Here is an 18,092-nt window from a genome sequence, read left to right as displayed (position 1 = left end):
GCCGACGATTCTGCTGCGCAGCCAGGGACGTCTCAGTTGTTGGGCGTGGTGCGGGAAAGTTCGACGCGCTCCGATGCGCCGCAGGCGATCGGCACGCATGAGGCGTAAGATCCAACCGCGGGCCGCCCGCCGGTGAAGTCAGCGGGAGGGCGAGAGGCGCCAAACCTGACCTGGTTGCATCAGTTGTACGCTATCCAGATCTATTTCTTGCGGGATCTCGATCGAAACAATGCACGGTAGCCGGTACGCACGATGAAGCGACCGGCTTTGACCAGGCGAATGGTACGGCTGCGCAGGTCATGGGTCTTCCAGCCGCGGTCGATGAGCCGCCTTTTGCCGAACATCACCTCGGCGATCGTTCGATAGGATGCGCCATCCTCATGCCCATCCCGCGCTCGCAGAGCCAGGCCGAGCTTCTTCCGCTGCTGGGCCGAAAGCCGATGAAAGGCAGGTCCCGGCGGGCGGCCGTTCAGCGCTCGCCATAAGCGATGTGCGGCGTGGGCGCGCGCGACGAAATTCTCGTCAAGCGGCAATTCGGTGGCATATCCGGTACCGAGGTGCGGGGCCTCTCTGAGCCATAATCGATGCTGCGCTCCCTGGACCAGCAAGATGGCATGCCAGCCGTCCGGTGCTTGCCTCATGGTGGCCGACGTAAGGTCAGCAAGCGGAAGTACTACGTCCGAACCTTGAGGGCCGGACGCTCTCCGAACGATCGGCACCACCGTTGGCATCGCCTCGGGCGCCCAGAAGATGGTCTGCTCGTAGAAAGACCCTTGCGGGTCATGGGCGAAAGCAGACGCCCCATCTCCTTCTGAACTCGGGGCTTACGTGCCCGCCTTTGGCGCGCGCCTCCCGGTAGTCCCGTTGATATTCAGGATTGCGGCGGAGGAGCTCCCACGCGAAATCTTCCATTTCACCTGAGGTAATTGCGCGCTGATAACTCTCCGGTGAGCGCCAATCGAATGTCGACATTAAGATGATCCCAAAAGCCAGGCCGTAGTAGGAGACGATCTACGTAACCTTCAGTTGTTCGACAAGTCAGTAATCTGGCATCACGCGATGCCTGCAGGGCATCACCAGAATTTCCGCAGACGGCTATTCTCGAGAAAAAGCTTGCGACAGCTGTTTTCTGCTACTTGCCGGTGCCGCCGCGAAGCAGCTCGCGATAGCCGCGGTCCGCCATCCAATTTGCTCTGGCCAGATGAGTATCGAAAGCCCTGCGGGCGCGTGTCGGCTCACGATCGGGATCGATGTGCAGGACGATTCGCGAGACCTCCCTCCAATCAGCACCCGCGGCTGCTGCATCAAGCAGCCGCCAATAGGTCACCAGATGCTTCTCGTCATAGGACGTAAGGACTGGATCGTTCGGAGCTGAATCGGCCAGGTCGGGCTCGAGTGGGGGTGTCTGCATGGCCGTACCATCAACTTCGTTGCTCGATCCTACTCAATTTCTAGATGGCATGCCACAACCGTGCCATAAAGCCACAAGACGCCGGATCTATCTCTATTTCTGTGTGCGCGAACAGCGCCCGCCGAAGCGGAACGAATCGAGCCTTAGCCCGACGAAGCCTCGCCGCGTATTATAACACGTAGCGCCAAAATACGCGATTGCTTCCTATCCTGCGGATGGACATTCGCAAGCTTTTTGGAGCAAACACGCGTCGATTTCGCTTAGACCTTCGCCTGAGCCAAGAAGCTGTGGCAGAGCGCATGGGTGTCGATCGTGCGTTCATCAGTAGTATGGAAAGAGGGTTGCAAAATGTGACCCTGCTTACGATGTGGCAAGTTTCGCAGGCTCTCGAAGTTCGCCCCGCCCAATTGCTTGAGGAGAAGACGGCCAAGATTCGTCCATAATATTACTCGGTCGCCCCTACTTGAGATTAGAGACCCGCAAAGGGCGATTGGGTCCACAGTGCCCCAGTCAGGCGCAAGGCTGTGCAAATCAGGTTGTCGTGGAGGGCGTCAATTCTGTTTCCCGTGATGCTCACAACGGATCCGTCATGGACGGAGAGAATTGATTTCTTAACTGGGGGTGGCCAAGTGGTAAATCCTGCTATCAACCTGCGCCGCCGCGCAACATATGACGGTAGCCGTGATGTGCCAACCATCTTGCGCGCGCCAGATGGCTGTCGAAGGCGGTTCGAGCCCGCACGGATTGGCTTTCTGGATCAATATGCAGCACGACGCGAGCTACTTCCTTCCAATCAGCGCCATGGGTCACCGCGTCGAGAAGGCGCCAATACGTCACCAGATGCTCCTCGTCATAGGACGTGACTGCGGGATCTGCGGGTGCAGAGGTCGCGACATCCGGGTCAAGTGGCGGAGTTTTCATGGAGTTTCTGCCCAAGAATTAGAGCGGCATCTGTGTACTTCCACGCCGGCTTCTTGAACGCAGCAGCTGTAACTGCATTCGCCACGCCAACAACATAGAAAGCAGCTGAACATACCCGCGCCTGATGATTTGTAGAGAATACTCCGTGGCGAAATACTCTACAAGAGCATGGCCTCTCGCGTATGGATATACGCGAGATATTGGCGATCAATTTGAGGAAGTACAGACACGCCCGTCGCCTGTCACAGGAGGAGCTGGCACATCGTGCCGAGATTGACCGAACCTACATCAGCTCGCTCGAGCGGAGTGTTTATGCGGCCGGTATAGATGTCGTCGAGCGTCTTGCGCGCGCTCTTGGCGTTGAGGTCACGGACCTGCTGACACGTCCTGCGAAGAAGAAGAATCCGCGGCCAGACTAGAGCTGGATACTTAGCTGCATTTCGCCGTTGAGACTTCGCAGACCCTGTGGCTGCGGGACGGAAAGGACCGGCGCCAGAAAATGGGTAGCGGCCAGTGGGGTGAATGTGCCGACCGGCCGATCAAGTCATGCGGCCGCGTTAGCGCAAGGAAAACCAAGCTGCGCAATGGAGATCACCCAAGGGTCCCTCCGCCGCTCGCGTCTTGGAGGCGACGGTTGACACGTACTCGAAGCTGATCTGCTGATCTGGCACAGCAAGCTGGAAACTGCATTCCGGCTTCGCGCCCGGATCGAACACGGTTTTGGATGATGCCGAGTTGGACCGACTTCTCGTGGTGCCAAGCGCTTCTATCGATGAGTCACGTCGATCTGGTCTTCGCGCATTCCGATGGGACTCTTAAGCCGAGCAAACGTGCAGGCGAGCACAACTGGACTGGCCTGTTTGTTGAGACGTCAATACGCTGCGACCAGGTGGCCGCCGCTCGTACACACATCGTCGACCAATATCACAGGACCTGACGGCGTTCGCACCATGCGGTACGCGCTCTCGAAATGCTTCGGATCTCAGGGGCCGCCCTCGCGCGACTTCTGCTGGACCTCACCAAAGACCAGCGCCGACACAACCTTTAGTTGGCCGTTGCCATTTGCGGCGATCTTCTCTGCCAATTCGAGTGCCTTGAATCCGGGCGTCGTGGAGGCGATGACGTGCGAATTCGGGATAGGCACTAGAGTGGCTTCACGGGTTATTGACGCGCAATCATCCGGGCGAGTGCCCGAGGGAGTCGCTCTACGAACTCCGACACATTGGACTGATCGAACCGGCGCATCTTCTCGCCGAGTTTGAGTCAAAATATCCCTTGAGAGATGCAGATCGTGACAAAGGAATTCGTGCCGCTGCCATCCTGCTTCGCCAACTCGGCTGGCGTGCTGATGGGCAAGGACTATCACGGCTCTCTCGTTCGCTCATCGCGATGTGTATTCCGAGTTCTGGGTCAACCTTGACGCGGCAAGAGTACGACGCCGCCGAGTCGCAGAGTGAGAGGAAGGTGCTCGCCGTCCTCTTTGTTGGTGACCGAATTCGCGCGGCACTGCCGCCACGCAGTTGGCAAAATAGGTTCGCGCGCCCAAAGTGTAAGCATGAACGTCAACGACGGCAACGGCGCCAGAATTCCGGCCCATCGGGACCGGTGCGGTGGTTGCGCGGGCGCACCTTCCGCAGATAGCCGAAATAGAAGGCCGCCGTCGCCCATGTACCTCGCAACCAATCGGCCGGCTTTCTCGATTGCGACACAGCAGGGATTGTTACTGCCGATTATTCGCCGGAAGTCCTCAGGTCGGAGTGCCGTTGCTCTGTTGACAATTGATGCAGCCACGGCAAGGCAGTAAGATACCTCAACGCTCGAGCACGAAAGTTTAAGATTATGAAGACCGTGTCTGCGGACATGATACCCGACCACTTCTGGAGGATTAGGTACAATCAAGAGCACGATCCAGATACGCCAATTCTGCCGAGCCTTTCAGAGAGCCCGAATTGCCAGAACTTCGCCTACGCGCTGCTTAAGCATTTCGGGTATGACGTTTACCCATTTCGGTCGAGCAACCTGTGGGAGGACACCACCGACACCTGCTTGGTGTCAGATGAATTGAAGCCGCTCGACCTCTTGCTTTTCAATCGAACGGAAAACCCTTGGGGAGCACATGTCGCGCTCTACCTGGGCGATAACCAAGCTATTCATCTGAGCAAGAAGCAGTCCGCTCCGGTGATCTGGCCGTTTGCTCAATTTCTCGAGCTTCCCGAATATCGAACCTTCGTTGGCGCAAAGCGGCTCCGCCAACTTGCGCGGACCGATACTCGAAGGTAGTCTTCGCAATGCTGGTCACTCTGGCGGACACGCAACGTCTGTTCATGTCCCGCTGCCTCAAAAGTACCGAAGCTCGACGGGATGAGGAACGGTTGCGTTTGACCGGACGGCTAGATTGCTATCCTTCTTGCCTTCGTTTGATTCGTATCCATTCGGTTATGGCTGGCTGCATCCTAACGAGGCCACGTCCTGCTAGGGCGATCGCTGCTTGCTCGCGCTGTCGCCTCGAAACAGCTTGAGTCCGTCAATGGCTCGATTGGAGTCGCGCTCGCACGACGCGCCTGCCGGCCAACGTCGGAAATGGCAACGTTGAGCTCGGCATAGCGACTTCCCAACGCCCGGCGGCCGCTTCTCGTCTTTGTCTCATCCCGACCGACGAACATGGTTTCGGCTCCTACGGTTGCAAGGCCTTTGCGGTGAATGTTGGCGGCGATCTCCCCTCGCGGAGTGGACGACAAAATAGTTTTACCTCGAGCAAGATCGACTGCAGCCAAGGGTTCAAGAAAGTCCCCGCCCGATCAACTCGGGCGGGGCTTTGGACCGCGGCCTCACTCCCCGTTCTTGCGCGGCCGCGACCACAAGAGCGTGTAGCCCTCGCCGCCTTCGTCGTCGAACAGGTTCGCGTAGATCGGCGCGTTGAACGAGGGATCGTCGAGCTTGAGCGAGAGGTAATCGCGGCCCTCCTCGGAGCGCTTGGACCAGGCCGCCCCGATCTCCGCCCGGCCCACGTAGATGCGGTGGCTGGGAGCGTTGTCGTTGGAGCGGTTGGTCTCGGCGACGATGCGGACGCCCTTGGCCTGCAAACTCAGGGTGACGATCTCGCCCTGGAAATCGTTGCCGACTTTCTTGAAAGAACCGATGTTAGCCATGTCACTTCTCCTGTTGTGTTTCGAGCCCGCGACCACCGCGGCCTCGATGGCGATCTAAAGGCCGAAGACGATCGGCGACGCACCCGCTGGCGGGCCGGAGCGCAGCGGAGGACGCCGTTGGAGCGACTTTCTTGTCTCGCGAGGAATGGGCGCCAGCCCAGGGGAAGAAAGTCGCTCCAACGGCGTTGCGGCTCAGACGATCGAGGCGCAGCCGCTCTTGGGCCAGATCGAGCCATCAAAGAGGCCACGTGCGTCCGCGTGCTGAACCGCAATCTTAAGGAGAAGATTTGGCGAATCTCGGTGTGGTGAGCAAGAGGTCGGTACGGATCCGCGCAGAAGGAGAAACAATCTGCCGCAAAGGGCGGTATCGTCCCCGCAGAAATGATCGAGCACGGCGCGCCTCACCGCAGCTATGCGGGCCAGACAGAGATTGGTGGGGCTTGCTTAAAGGCTTCGAGGAGAAGCGCGGTTACCTCTCGCTCAAGCTCGACGCTCTCTCGTTCAACCTGGTCTCTCTGTGCGAGCTTGCTGGACCTGATGGCAACGACGCCTCATTGCTCGTGTTTGGCGGCGGTAAGAACTGGTCGAGGTGTATTCTCCACCACCCCGGCCGAGTCCGATGGGCGGGTCCTCGCGAAAAAGGTCAAACGCGCCCATGCCGTGCCGCCGATGCAAAGCGCACCTACGCAAGCAAAGGCCTCGCGCCAAACCAGCGAGGCGACCTCGATCTGCGACAGGGCAAACACCACATGATAGCCGGCGATTGCCGCGGGGACCGCGAAGACGGTTGCGATCGCGACGCGCAAGGTCAAGGACTGACTAACGGCGAGAGTGAGCTGACCAGCGGCAAGCGTCAGCGCGCCAGAAACAATTCCGATAAGCAGTGCGCCGAAGACGCCCGCGCCATCACGAAATGCGGACATTCCGACGGTAACTGCGACGAAAAACGGCAAGGCATAGACCGCGAGCGCAAAGAGCAGCCAGCAGAACAAACCGATGCCAAGCGTGTTGAGGGCAAGCCCAAGGGCGAGCATGGCGGTGGCTCCAATGCACAGACGTATTGGTCGCGCCTCCACCACCACCACGGCGCGGCTTTGCACGTAAAATCGAAACGAGGCGGAGTTGCGGCGCGCAACGCCATCTTGGTCGGCTTGGAGGCGAGTAGACGGCGCTCATGCGCCGCCGAACTTCCAAACGGGAATACCGAACCGCTTCGCCTTGTCAGCGAGATTGTCCTGAATTCCCGTGCCCGGGAAATGCATGACGCCGATCGGCAGGAGTTCGAGCATCGCATCGTTGCGTTTGAACGGCGCCGCCTTGGCGTGCCTGGTCCAGTCGGGCTTGAAGGCGATCTGTGGCACTTTGCGGCCGGTTGCCCATTTGGAGGCGATCAGTTCGGCACCCTTCGGAGAGCCGCCATGCAAGAGGACCATGTCGGGGTGCTTGGCATGAACCTTGTCGAGGCGATCCCAGATGAGGTTGTGGTCATTGAATTCGAGCCCGCCGGTGAGTACGATTTTCGGTCCTGGTGGCAACAAGACCTCGGTCTCGGCGCGTCGTTTGGCGGCAATGAAGTCGCGGGAGTCGATCATTGCCGCAGTGAGCGTGCGGTGGTTGACCAATGATCCCGATCGCGGCCGCCAGGATGCGCCGGTGTTGACCTCAAATCGTTCGATGGCCTGGTCGCGAAAGAGCTCCAGGCAGTTGCGGCGCTCTATCAGCGTGATGCCTTCGGCTGTCAGGCGCTCAAGCTCGACCGATCGCACTTCGGAGCCGTTCTGCTCGCGTTGGCTCTTCTGCTGCGCCTGTTCGTTATTATCGAGCTGCCGCTCAATGCGGTCGACGGCACGATGGAACAGGTTGACTGTCGACCAGAGCAGATCGTCAAGATCCGGCTCAAGCCGCGTGTCGCTCAGGGTCGCGACCAGGGCGTCGAATATATCTGCGACGGCGCCGCCAATCATCTTGCCCTCGGGGAGCGGTCTTGGATCGGGCTGGTCGTCGAATGGACGATGGCCGAAGAGCTGTAGTTCGGTGATGACGTGGTCGGTCGGAGAAGAGTTGTGCGGCGGTTCGATGTCGTCATGGTCGGTCATGGGAAGAGGTCCTTGCCGGATCGGCCGCGACCATCGCGGCCTTCGTGGCGATCCTCTGACGGCGGGCGGAGCGTGCCAGAACCCGAAAGGGCCGAAGCGGCAGCGGAGGATGGCGAAGGCCGGCTATTTTGCTTCGCGATGCAAAGCGCGCTAGCCAAACGTACGATGTGTCTTCACATCGCCGGCGCGCGGCGGAAAATAGCCGGACGCAGCCATTGCCGGCCCGCACCCGCTTGCCGTCCGATCGCCCTCTAGAAGGCCGAGGTCGCGTCCTCTTCCGGTATTGGCCTCGCCTATGACTGGCCCATCAACGTCGATTGAAGACCGGGAGCTATTCCGCGGGCACTGTCGAGGAATGCAGGAAGCGAACGACGTCCTCTGGCACGAGCTGGAACCGCAACGCTGCTCGGACGGCATCGAGGCCGAAGACATGGAGATCTTCGTTGAAGTCGCCCAGCCGGGGCGACAGCGCGATTGCTTCAATGCCGGCGTCCGCTGCGCGCTGGCTGAGAGTCGCCTGCACCGCATCGCCAGCAGCATCGAGATCGCGGGAGATGTAGAGCCGGCGCAGCCCAGTGGGAAGCACCATGGCTGAGAGGTGATTGGCCGAGAGCGCAGCCGCCATGGGCATGCTCGGCAGCACGTAACGTAGCGAAAGCATGGTTTCGATTCCCTCGCCGGCAGCGAGCACGTCGTCCACCACGCCGAAGCGAACCGCATTGCCGAGGAGATCGCCCATCGCGCGTCGTGGGGTATCGATCGGAGCTTTGCCCAGCCGAATGCGATCAAAGCCGTCCGGGTCGAGCCAGGTACGATGCACGCCAGTGATCCTGCATTCGAGATCCGTGACGCAGGCGATCATCGCCGGCCAGGTCTCGGCTGGCAGGTGTTCGTCGGGCCGATAATAGCAGCGCGGATGGAAGCGCAGACTGCCACCATGGTGCACGTGGGCGATCCCGCGACGCTGCAAATATGTCTCCACGAGCGTCCCCTCGATCGGTTGGGATATCATGAAGAGCCGTCTCGCCGCCTCTTGCGATCCAGCCGGTGCTAATGGACGAACGGGTTTCGGGGCGACCTCCGGTTCACTACGAGCCAGCCTCAGAAAGCGCCTCGCCTCCTCTGCGACCTCACCGAAATCGCGCAAGCCGCATGTTTCACGAATGACGTCGAGAAGATCGCCATGCTCGCCGGTTGCGGCGTCGGTCCATTTTCCGGCAGGGCCTTTCGGCAAATCCTTGAGCCGCACAAACAACGAGCGGCCAGGGGTGTTGTGGACATCCCCGACCAGCCAGTACCGGCCCTGCCGCTTGCCGTTGGAGAGATAGTGGCGGCACACCGCCTCGGCCTCGCGCGCGAGGCGGCGTGCCAATTCGCAAGGCTCGCGACGCATCAGGCGGCCTCCCGCTCACTGGCACTCTCGACCGGATAACGGTCGAGTACCTTGGACAGAATCTCGACGCCGTTCCCGTCCGTGGGCACGAACATGCGCAGCTTCCAGGAGATGATTTCTCCAAAGAGGCCGTAAGCCCGCAAGCGATCGCGCATGGTGTCGTTGAAGCCCGCCAGTTCGAGGCGGTGTGCGCCCATCACCCGGACACGGCGAAGCTGGAGACCCTCCGCAAGTTCGAGGACGGTCCGCCCCTCCATCAGCGCGGCGAAAGCGGCGTCTGGCGCGAGCGCCGGCGCGTCAGCCGCAAGGACATTCGTGACCCAGGTAACCGAGACCTTGCGGCCGACGATCCGCTCGCCCGCGTCGCTCTGCAGCCGATAGACGCGCGTCGACTCGTTCGGCAGCCGCTTCCAGATCGGCAGCAGCAACCCGGTCACGATGTGGATCGTGCTTTCCGTGAACGCTGGGATCTCGGTAAGCTCCGCCAGCCAGGCCGCGGCGAAGCGTCCGTGGTCCACTTCGACCCAATGGCTTTCCGCCATCATTCTTAAGGGGACGCTTTGCTGTTCCGCGGGCCGGATCAGGCGGACGCGCCGCTCGATCTCGCCGTCATCAAGCATGAAGCTCGGAGCCGCGACCTGCACCGCTGCTCGTCCCGAGCGCTCATTGATTAGCAGGATGGCTCGAGGATCAGAAAGATGAGCAAGAGCACCATCCAGGCTCACAGGATGATTGCGCTGGCGCTGGGCGATGGTGAGAAGCCGGGTCTCGGCGCCAGTGCCCGGATGGACATAGATGGTCCGCCGGTCGGTGACGGCAAAGCTCTCGGCGCTGAGCGTTTCCAGTCCGACGTCATAGCTGCCCGAGGCGACCGCGCCCTCGATCCGGGCGGTCAAGAGCTGCTCGAAGACGGTGAACAGAACGTTCTGAAGAACGATCGTGAGCGCCAGCAACCTGTTCAGGAAAGTCGTGATCGGAGGCAGGTCATCCCTGAGCCCATTAGCATCCGTGAGCTTCAGGCCGGTCGCATCCTCAAACCGCTCGAGCGAGCAGCCGTCGACCTTGCCCCGCGCCAGCAGCGTGTAGAGCTGGCGCAACGCGTCGCGGCCGTACCGGCTTTCGAGATTGTCCTCGGGCCGGAACAGGCCCTGCCCTCCGGTCTGGCGTTGGCCACGCGTGATGGCACCCAACGTATCAAGCCGGCGCGCGATGGTGCTGAGAAAGCGCTTTTCTGCCTTGACGTCGGTCGCGATAGGACGAAACAGTGGCGGCTGCGCCTGGTTGGTCCGGTTGGTGCGGCCGAGCCCCTGGATCGCGGCGTCCGCCTTCCAGCCGGGCTCGAGCAAATAGTGGACCCGCAGGCGGCGATTCCGCGCCGACAGCTCGGCATGGTAGCTCCTTCCCGTGCCGCCCGCGTCGGAGAAAACGAGAATCCGCTTGACGTCGTCCATGAAGGCCGAGGTCTCGGCGAGGTTGGCCGAACCGGCCCGGTTTTCGACCACCAGCCGGTCGCCCTTGCGAACGATGCGGCGCGAGCGGCCTGTGACCTCCGCGACCATGTCGGTGCCGAAGCGCTGGATCACCTGGTCCAACGCGCCCGGGACCGGAGGCAGCGACGCGAGCTTCTCGATGAGGCGGTCGCGGCGAGCGACGGCATCCCGGCTCTCGACCGGTTGGCCGTCGCGATAGACGGGCCGGGAGCAGAGATTGCCCTCCTGGTCGGTGAAAGGCTCGTAGAGCTGTACCGGAAACGAATGGGCGAGATAGTCGAGGACATACTCGCGCGGAGTTATGTCGACCTGGACGTCGCCCCACTCCTCGGTCGGAATCTCAGCGAGGCGGCGCTCCATCAGCGCCTCGCCGGTCGAAACGATCTGGATGACGGCGGCGTGGCCGGCGTCAAGATCGCGTTCGATCGAGCGGATCAGCGACGGCGTCTTCATCGAGGTCAGCAGGTGACCAAAAAAACGCTGCTTGGCGCTCTCGAACGCAGATCGCGCGGCCGATTTGGCCTGGCCGTTCAGCGTGCCGGTCTCGCCGGTGATGTTCGCGGCCCGCATCGCGGCATCGAGATTGTTATGGATGACGCTGAACGCTCCGGCGTAGGCGTCGTAGATGCGAACCTGCTCGGGCGTGAGCTGGTGCTCGATGAGCTCGTACGCGACGCCCCCGTAAGATAAAGACCTCGCCGCGTAGAGACCGAGCGCCTTGAGATCGCGCGCGAGTACCTCCATCGCCGCGACACCACCCTCCTCGATCGCCTCGACGAACTCCGCCCGGGTGGCGAACGGGAAATCGTCGCCGCCCCATAAGCCCAGCCGCTGGGCGTAGGCGAGATTGTGGACCGTGGTGGCACCGGTCGCCGAAACATAGACGACGCGGGCATTCGGCAACGCGTGCTGGAGCCTCAGGCCCGCGCGCCCTTGCTGGGAAGCCGCCTGGTCGCCGCGCTCGCCCTTCTGGCCTGCCGCGTTCTGCATCGCGTGGCTCTCGTCGAAGACGATCACTCCGTCGAAATCGGAGCCCAACCATTCAACGATCTGGCGAACGCGCGAAAGTTTCTCGCCACGCTCATCGGTGCGCAGCGTAGCGTAGGTGGTGAAAAGGACGCCTTCCGCGAGCCGGATCGGCGTACCCTGGCGAAACCGGGACAGCGGCGTCACGAGCAAGCGCTCCATGCCGAGCGCGGACCAGTCGCGCTGCGCGTCTTCGATCAGCTTGTCGGATTTGCTGATCCAGACCGCGCGACGGTGGCTCTTGAGCCAGTTGTCGACAAGGATGCCTGCGACCTGCCGACCCTTGCCCGCGCCGGTGCCGTCGCCCAAAAACCAGCCGCGCCGAAAGCGGACAGCATTTTCTGCATCGTCGTGTGCGGCCGCGACAACATCAAAGGTCCCATCCACGGTCCAGGAGCCCGCAAGGAAGTCGGAATGCGCCTCTCCGGCATAGATGATGCTCTCAAGCTGGGCATCGGAGAGAATGCCATCCGCCACGACCTTGGCCGGCAGATGGGGCCGGTAAGACGGCTTGGGCGGTGCCACGGAGGCCATCGCAGCGGATTGCACGAGCTTGGTCGGATGCGCATGCGCGTCCGGAATACGGATCGCCTGCAGTGCGTATTCCTCATAGAGCGCGTCGGTCAGTCGAGCGTCTTCCGAAGAGGTCAGCTCGACCGTCTCATAGGTGAGTTCGACGCCCTCGGGCGCGCCGTCTCCCGAAGTGAACGACGAGCGTGGGGCAAAAGCGCCTGCCGGCCGCGACGCCGCGGGGCGTCTGATGAAGTCGACCACGACAGGGGTGGCAATGGGCAGCCTGGGGGGCACATGCTGGCTCACCCAGTCGAGCAACGTGGCAACATCGCCCGCCATACCCAGCGAGTCCGGAAAGATTTTCGGATCTGCGGCAGGCTGCTTGTCGATCACGAGCAGCCTTGTGTCGGTCCGCGTTCCGTGTTTCGCGTAGACCGCGCCATCGATGGCCGCAGAAAACACCACTCGCCCGCGCTCCTGGAGGCGAACGAAGGCATCTCGCCATGCCGGATTATCGGGCGTAAGGCTCGCGCCGGTAATGGCGACCAAACGACCGCCGTCGCAAAGACGCGCGAGGGCTGAGGCGATGTGCCGGAAAGCCGCGTCCGCCATCCGTCGATCGACGTTCGCCAATGCCGAGAACGGCGGGTTCATCAGGACCACGCTCGGTACGACACCCGCATCGAGGTGATCATCGATCTGGGTGGCGTCGAATCGCGTGACCTTAACCTTGGCGAACAGTTGATCGAGCAATGCGGCGCGGGCCTCGGCCAACTCGTTCAATATCAAGGCGCCGCCGGCGAGCTCGGCAAAAATGGCGAGCAAGCCGCTCCCCGCGGAGGGCTCCAAAACCCGGTCGGACGGGGTGATGCCGGCCGCGGTGCATGCGGCGAGCCCTAGCGGGATCGGCGTCGAGAATTGTTGAAGGGCCTGACTGTCCTCGGAGCGCCGCGTGTGGGTCGGCAGACAGCGCGCGATTCTCGCGAGCATCGGCAGCATGGCAGCCGTCGAGCCGGCCTCGACGCGAATTGCGGGACCAAACTTGCGAAGAAACAGAACAGTTGCCGCCTCGCAGACATCATAGGCGGTTTTCCAGTTCCAGACGCCAGTGGCGTCGGAAGCGCCGAAGGCAGCTTCCATGGCGCTACGCAGGACAGCGGCATCGATGCGACGGCCGCGCTCGAGATCAATCACGAGCTGTCGCGCGGCCCTGACGGCGGCGGAGGTGAGACTTGCAGCGGCGCGCACCGAGAGCGGCGCGGCGGCAGCGCCGCCGGCGAGAGATTCGGTCATGAGAGGGTTTCTTTCGGAGAGCAGGAAAGGATCGAACCATCGGGCGCTCTCCTTTGACCCCGACGGCTCAAAACCCTTCCCGGCCCGGCTCTCCCTCTCAGCGCTCGCCCAGAAAAATGGGGACCGGCGCTGCACACCGGTCCCCAAGCACCTACGGACGGCCAGAGCCGTCCAACTCCATGATCTCACTCAGCGGCGTCGAGTTGTTGCGGATCCTCATCCTCGTTCGCGTTCTCCCGATCCTCGTCCTCTCCGAGGAATTCAGGCAGCGGGCCCGCTTCACTCTCCTGCTCCAGTGAGGATACGCCGGACTCGACGACACGCAGCGGTTCCGGCAACCAGCCCGAACCATCGAGAAGGCGCTCAGCCTCCTTGGCCATGTCGGCCTTCTTCAGGTGGTCGATCAATTGCGCGGACGATTCGCCTCTTGCTTCCCGCACCGCCTCCAGGATGCGAGGTTTGGTGACCCGGCCGAGATAGTTGTCGACGGAGGGCTTCCAGCCCGCTCGGACCATGTCGAGGCGGACGGCGCGCGCGAGCACATCCGCCTGGTCGAGCCGGGTGCGGACGCCGTGGGCGGAGACGCGGCCCTGATTGTAGCGGTTGGCCGGCTCAAAGACGGCGTTGACCGCAAATGACGCACAGTGAGCGAACAGGGACGCCTGTGCGCCGCAATCGAGAGCTGCGAGCGCATCCCAAAGATCGTTCTCGCTGTTCGGCAATCGTGCTTTCCAGGACTCATGCCGCGCCTCAACGGCCGTCGCGGACGCGCTTTCCCTCAAGCCAGGCGCTTGAGCCGGAAAGGTCGGCGTGCGAAGGCCGATCTCAAGGCAGCCGCCGGACGATGCGAAGCGGTAAAAGGCCGTCAGCACGAAGTTGTGCAGCACCGCCTGAAACGCGATCGCGGGATTTTGTGCTAGCGCATCCCGCAACGCCAACGTGCGATGCGCCGTCAGCTCGGTGATCAGCCTATCCGGCAGACGTTTCGTGGCGTCCTCATCGTCTTCTTCCACCTCAGGAGCGCCACCCGCGATGGCGATGGCCGTGTGCTGGACGGAAGTACCAGCCGCCTTCCCCTCGTTTGACTGTGTGTCGGCGCCCTGCCCGATATCAGGATCGTCTGCCGACATGTCGTCCTCCGGCCGGACGTAACCCCGATCCACCGAGAGGCGGCCTTCGGAATCGATGCAGACGAAGACGCCAGCGCGGACGATCTCGGCCGGATCGTAAATCATTGGCCGGTCTTCGAACGCGACCAGTGCCGCCTCGATTTCGCCGAGACGCTCATCGACCCCATCGGGCAACTCGTCGGCATCCTGATAATCGGATTCAAGCTTGGCCTGCTCCGCGTTGAGGGCGTCGATGGTGGCCTGCTCCTCCGGGGAGAGATCGACAGGTTTGCCCTCCAGCTCACGCAGGCCATCCGTGTGGCCGTAGTGGAATTCGACCGCGAGCGAAATCCACTTCCAGCCTTCGGCTGCAATCGACTCGGCTTCGGCTTTGAGTTTTTCTGTCACGAGACGGTCGAGCAAGGCAGTGTCCTGGAGCCAGCCGCCATCATCGCGCTCGAAAAGATCCCGCAAAACGCTGCCACCAGCCTGCTCGTAAGCATCCAGACCAATGAACTGCACGCGACGATCCGACGCGCGCACGGTGTTTTCCGTGAGCATTCGCCGGATCTGATAGGGCTCATCATAGCCGGATCGGCTGACATTTTCCCAGACCTGTTCCTGGCGCGTGTGATCCGCCGTGACCGAAAAGGCCATGAGCTGCTCGAGGGTCATGCCGTCTTCGGCATAGACGTCGTGCAGCTTTGGCGACACGGACGCCAGCCGGAGCCGTTGTTTCACGACAGCCGGCGTCACGAAGTGCCGAGCCGCGATATCCTCCTCGGACAGGCCGGCGCCACTCAAGGTCTGGAAGGCTCGGAACTGATCGAGCGGATGAAGTCCTACCCGCTCGTCATTCTCTGCGAGCGAGTCGTCTTCAGCGATGCCCCCCTCGCGCACGACACAAGGAACCGCCTGCGTCTTCGCCATGCGCTTCTGCTTTACGAGAAGTTCCAGCGCGCGATAGCGCCGGCCACCTGCCGGCACCTCGAACATGCCGGTCTCGTTGCCTTCAGCGTCCACGACCGCCCGCACGTTGAGACTTTGCAGGAGCGTACGCTGCGCGATACTTTCGGCGAGTTGCTCGATGGAAATGCCCCCCGTCACATGCCGGACGTTGGACTGGCTCAGCACCAGCTTGTTGAACGGAATATCACGGGAGGGCGACAAGGTGATCTTTTGGACAGCCTTCGTCATGTCTGATCTCCACGACGGGCGGCCGGGAGCCTCTCTCTCGGCCTCCAACCCGTCGCGAAAACCGCATCTCCCCTCTCACTCTCGTTTCCGAAGCGACTGGCGAGATCCTCACGCGGCCTCCTGCTCCGCTGTCTCGGTCCTCAGGTCGACAACAGACTCCGGCAGAAAGCTAAGGAGATAATCCGCGACCTTGCTGGCTTGCGAAGCAGCGCGCACAATTGCACGATTGTCCTCGCGCAGCACTTCAAGCCAGGAGCCGATATAGTCGGCGTGCCGGACCGTCGGCACAATACCGAGCGAAGCGCAACTGAACGCAGACGACATCTCGGCGATGAGCTCCTCGAAGGCATACTTCCTGGTACCAAAGCTGCCCGACAAGTCACGGTTGAGACGTGACGGATGGCCGCTGGCATGCGCCAGCTCATGCAAGGCCGTTCGATGCCAGTTGATCGGCTCGAAATAGGCTTGCGGTGGCGGCACCTGAACATAATCTTCTGTCGGCGCATAAAAGGCGCGGTTGCCGCCGATGCGGAAGTCGATGCCAGTCGCCTTGATGAGCTTTTCGACCTTCGGCTCGATCAGGTCTGGCGGCGGAGGCGGCGCTGTTGTTGCGATCTCCGGAGGCAAGCCCTCGCATTGATCGATGTTGAAAAGTGTGAAGCGCTTGAGGAACGGAATGGTCTGCGCTTCCTCACCGTTCTCGCTCGCGCGGCGCTGTTCGTCGACCGGCACAAAGCGGTCGGCATAGACGACGGTCGTGCCGCGCTCGCCCTTGCGAACGTGACCACCGAGCGTTAGCGCCTGGCGGAATGTGAGCCAGCTCTGACCTGTGAATGCGTGTTCAGTGGCAGCCCCCCAGAGAATTAGTATGTTGACGCCGCTGTATTGGCGGCCGGTCGCAGCACTCTTCGGCATGGCCAAAGGCGCCGTCGCCGCCGCGGTGCCCCAAGGCTGCACCCACGGCACACGACCGGCCTCCAGTTCGGCGATGATCTTGTTTGTGATGTCGTCATAAAGGCTCGTCCGGTCCTCACGGGTGCGCGCCCGAGGATGATGTCTGGACATCGCGGATCTCCGCGACGGGCGCCGCGAGCCTCTCTCGCAGCCTGTAACCCGTCACGGCAAAACCGCGCGACACTCTTACTCTCAGCCTCTATTCAGAATGCGACATTTGCGACCCGGTCCGCCTTCCGTCGCAGATCTTCACGGCGCTTGGCATTGAGGTGCCCGGGCCGAAGGCCCTGGCCAGGCGTGCGCCAGGGGCGCATCGCATCAACAGAAAATGGCACCCGGAGAGCGTGAGCATAGCGACCCGAAGGGGCACGCGGGTCCGAGTGTAGCGACGAGACCGGTTAACAGCGGCACCCGGGAACGGGGCAGTGATAGCGATCGCCGAAGGCGAGCCCCTTTCACGAGTGCCCCCGGCAAGGAGCTCCGCAGCTCTTGCGCGAGGGATCGACGCCGGACGGCCGAGACGCAAAGCGGCTCGGTTTACGAGAGCCCGCTGCGGCGGAAGCCGCACGCGCACAAGCGGAAGAACTCCACCAGGGCTTAAGTCGGAGGACCTAGATTTCCTCGCGCGCATTGGTCTGCGCGTCGTCGATCCTGATCTGAAGCATGGGAAAACGCTTCTTTAGTTCTTCGTCACCCGCCCTTGCGCCGTCTCTGGTTGCAAATTCGGCGTTGAGCCGGCCGTCCACTTCAAGCGCGTAACCAGAGGCCGGCAATTCACCGGTGGCTGCAACCATTTCATTCCCATTGTGCAGTGAGGTGATTGAAAATGATGGGTAGCGTGAGCAGCCCAAACGGCGCCAGAGCCACCTGCGCAAGTGCCATGATTGGCTGACGCACGTTCTGGATTGGTGCCTTGCAGGGATCGCATCAAGGATTGGCATTTGCATCGTCCGAACAGGCGGACGGCTTTCCACTTGCGCGGATGCATGCACGATAGAGCCACGGCTCGACATAGCTGCCCTTCCAGAGTCCTCGGCCCGCGCGCTCAGCCTCGCGCTGAGCTTCGTGATACCTGCCCTTCGAGTATTGGGGCCAATCCAGCGCAAGACCGTTGCGTACAAGCCAATCACCGAGATCGGTGCCTGCGACCGAGCAGGTAGCAACCGTGCGGCCATACGGGTCGAGGCTGACGGGAACACAATTGATGGGACGGCGGGCAATAAAGGCGTCAAGGTCCTTCGCGGCCTGCCCACCACACCGATATTGTAAGCTGTCGTCGCCACGGCACAGCTGGCTGCTCTCCGGTGCATCGATGCCCCAGAGCCGGATGCGCACTCCATGTATTTCCAATGTGTCGCCGTCGATAACACTGGCCTGGCCTACAAAATTGTCGGCCAACGCTACGCTCGACAGAATGGCGATAATCAATGCGACAGAGGTTCGACGCATTCCAATGACCTTCTAGCTACCGCAAATCTCGCGGATGATGAAGAAGCAACCCAGCAAAGGATTCGCGGGTTCCGGAACGATTCGAACTGTG

At 61.8% G+C, this 18,092-nt stretch carries 17 protein-coding genes; 3 read left to right on the top strand and 14 right to left on the bottom strand.

Going from position 1 to position 18,092, the window contains the following annotated elements; all coding sequences use genetic code 11:
* Window positions 1-200: 200 nt before the first annotated feature.
* The 3 genes from IVB27_RS24990 to IVB27_RS24980 form a co-directional block, all read right to left on the bottom strand.
* Entirely contained in the window at window positions 201-641 is a 441-nt protein-coding gene (locus IVB27_RS24990; RefSeq protein ID WP_247445817.1) for a DUF2285 domain-containing protein, read from the bottom strand.
* A 139-nt stretch (window positions 642-780) separates the two neighbouring features.
* On the bottom strand, window positions 781-912 hold the full coding sequence (locus tag IVB27_RS24985; protein WP_247390226.1) for a transcriptional regulator domain-containing protein: 132 nt from the start codon (window positions 910-912) through the stop codon (window positions 781-783).
* Between the two features lie 220 nt (window positions 913-1,132).
* The gene (locus IVB27_RS24980) at window positions 1,133-1,411 is read right to left on the bottom strand and encodes a DNA -binding domain-containing protein (RefSeq protein WP_247445816.1); all 279 of its coding nucleotides are present in this window, start codon (window positions 1,409-1,411) and stop codon (window positions 1,133-1,135) included.
* A 215-nt stretch (window positions 1,412-1,626) separates the two neighbouring features.
* Here IVB27_RS24980 and relB (IVB27_RS24975) point away from each other — a divergent pair, with 215 nt between their 5' ends.
* Window positions 1,627-1,854, top strand: coding sequence for a type II toxin-antitoxin system RelB family anti-toxin (gene relB, locus IVB27_RS24975; protein ID WP_247445836.1), 228 nt, complete (start codon window positions 1,627-1,629; stop codon window positions 1,852-1,854).
* 202 nt (window positions 1,855-2,056) lie between these two features.
* Here relB (IVB27_RS24975) and IVB27_RS24970 read toward each other — a convergent pair whose 3' ends face one another.
* On the bottom strand, window positions 2,057-2,332 hold the full coding sequence (locus tag IVB27_RS24970; protein ID WP_247445815.1) for a DNA -binding domain-containing protein: 276 nt from the start codon (window positions 2,330-2,332) through the stop codon (window positions 2,057-2,059).
* Between the two features lie 182 nt (window positions 2,333-2,514).
* On the opposite strand from IVB27_RS24970, the gene relB (IVB27_RS24965) reads away from it, so the two are divergent.
* Window positions 2,515-2,751 carry a type II toxin-antitoxin system RelB family anti-toxin gene (relB, locus tag IVB27_RS24965; RefSeq protein ID WP_247445814.1) on the top strand — a complete coding sequence of 79 codons (237 nt, stop codon included), beginning with the start codon at window positions 2,515-2,517 and terminating at the stop codon, window positions 2,749-2,751.
* A gap of 563 nt (window positions 2,752-3,314) precedes the next feature.
* Here the strand turns inward: relB (IVB27_RS24965) and IVB27_RS24960 are convergent.
* Window positions 3,315-3,476: a hypothetical protein gene (locus tag IVB27_RS24960; RefSeq protein ID WP_247445813.1), complete on the bottom strand. Its 162-nt coding sequence runs from the start codon at window positions 3,474-3,476 to the stop codon at window positions 3,315-3,317.
* Window positions 3,477-4,171: 695 nt separating this feature from the next.
* Between IVB27_RS24960 and IVB27_RS24955 the strand changes: the two genes are divergently transcribed.
* Window positions 4,172-4,612, top strand: coding sequence for an NlpC/P60 family protein (locus tag IVB27_RS24955; RefSeq protein WP_247445812.1), 441 nt, complete (start codon window positions 4,172-4,174; stop codon window positions 4,610-4,612).
* A 548-nt stretch (window positions 4,613-5,160) separates the two neighbouring features.
* On the opposite strand, the gene IVB27_RS24950 is transcribed toward IVB27_RS24955, so the two are convergent.
* The 9 genes from IVB27_RS24950 to IVB27_RS24910 form a co-directional block, all read right to left on the bottom strand.
* The gene (locus IVB27_RS24950) at window positions 5,161-5,481 is read right to left on the bottom strand and encodes a DUF736 domain-containing protein (protein ID WP_018454792.1); all 321 of its coding nucleotides are present in this window, start codon (window positions 5,479-5,481) and stop codon (window positions 5,161-5,163) included.
* Between the two features lie 551 nt (window positions 5,482-6,032).
* Window positions 6,033-6,515, bottom strand: a complete 483-nt coding sequence (locus tag IVB27_RS24945; protein ID WP_247445811.1) for a hypothetical protein — start codon at window positions 6,513-6,515, stop codon at window positions 6,033-6,035.
* 138 nt (window positions 6,516-6,653) lie between these two features.
* Window positions 6,654-7,577 carry a DUF2493 domain-containing protein gene (locus IVB27_RS24940; RefSeq protein WP_247445809.1) on the bottom strand — a complete coding sequence of 308 codons (924 nt, stop codon included), beginning with the start codon at window positions 7,575-7,577 and terminating at the stop codon, window positions 6,654-6,656.
* A 331-nt stretch (window positions 7,578-7,908) separates the two neighbouring features.
* The gene (locus IVB27_RS24935; protein WP_247445807.1) at window positions 7,909-8,970 is read right to left on the bottom strand and encodes a DUF7146 domain-containing protein; all 1,062 of its coding nucleotides are present in this window, start codon (window positions 8,968-8,970) and stop codon (window positions 7,909-7,911) included.
* Window positions 8,970-13,292 (bottom strand): strawberry notch-like NTP hydrolase domain-containing protein, encoded by a 4,323-nt coding sequence (locus IVB27_RS24930; protein ID WP_247445806.1) that lies wholly within the window; start codon window positions 13,290-13,292, stop codon window positions 8,970-8,972. The genes IVB27_RS24935 and IVB27_RS24930 overlap by 1 nt, the downstream gene beginning before the upstream one ends.
* A gap of 185 nt (window positions 13,293-13,477) precedes the next feature.
* Window positions 13,478-15,598, bottom strand: coding sequence for a ParB/RepB/Spo0J family partition protein (locus IVB27_RS24925; RefSeq protein ID WP_247445805.1), 2,121 nt, complete (start codon window positions 15,596-15,598; stop codon window positions 13,478-13,480).
* Window positions 15,599-15,706: 108 nt separating this feature from the next.
* Window positions 15,707-16,663 carry an ArdC family protein gene (locus tag IVB27_RS24920; protein WP_247445804.1) on the bottom strand — a complete coding sequence of 319 codons (957 nt, stop codon included), beginning with the start codon at window positions 16,661-16,663 and terminating at the stop codon, window positions 15,707-15,709.
* Window positions 16,664-17,163: 500 nt separating this feature from the next.
* The gene (locus tag IVB27_RS24915) at window positions 17,164-17,346 is read right to left on the bottom strand and encodes a hypothetical protein (RefSeq protein WP_247445803.1); all 183 of its coding nucleotides are present in this window, start codon (window positions 17,344-17,346) and stop codon (window positions 17,164-17,166) included.
* A 133-nt stretch (window positions 17,347-17,479) separates the two neighbouring features.
* The gene (locus IVB27_RS24910) at window positions 17,480-18,001 is read right to left on the bottom strand and encodes a thermonuclease family protein (protein ID WP_247445802.1); all 522 of its coding nucleotides are present in this window, start codon (window positions 17,999-18,001) and stop codon (window positions 17,480-17,482) included.
* Between the last annotated feature and the right edge of the window lie 91 nt (window positions 18,002-18,092).

The organism is Bradyrhizobium sp. 197 (genome assembly GCF_023073375.1).
GTDB lineage: Bacteria > Pseudomonadota > Alphaproteobacteria > Rhizobiales > Xanthobacteraceae > Bradyrhizobium.
This window is presented reverse-complemented; position numbering and strand designations above follow the sequence as displayed.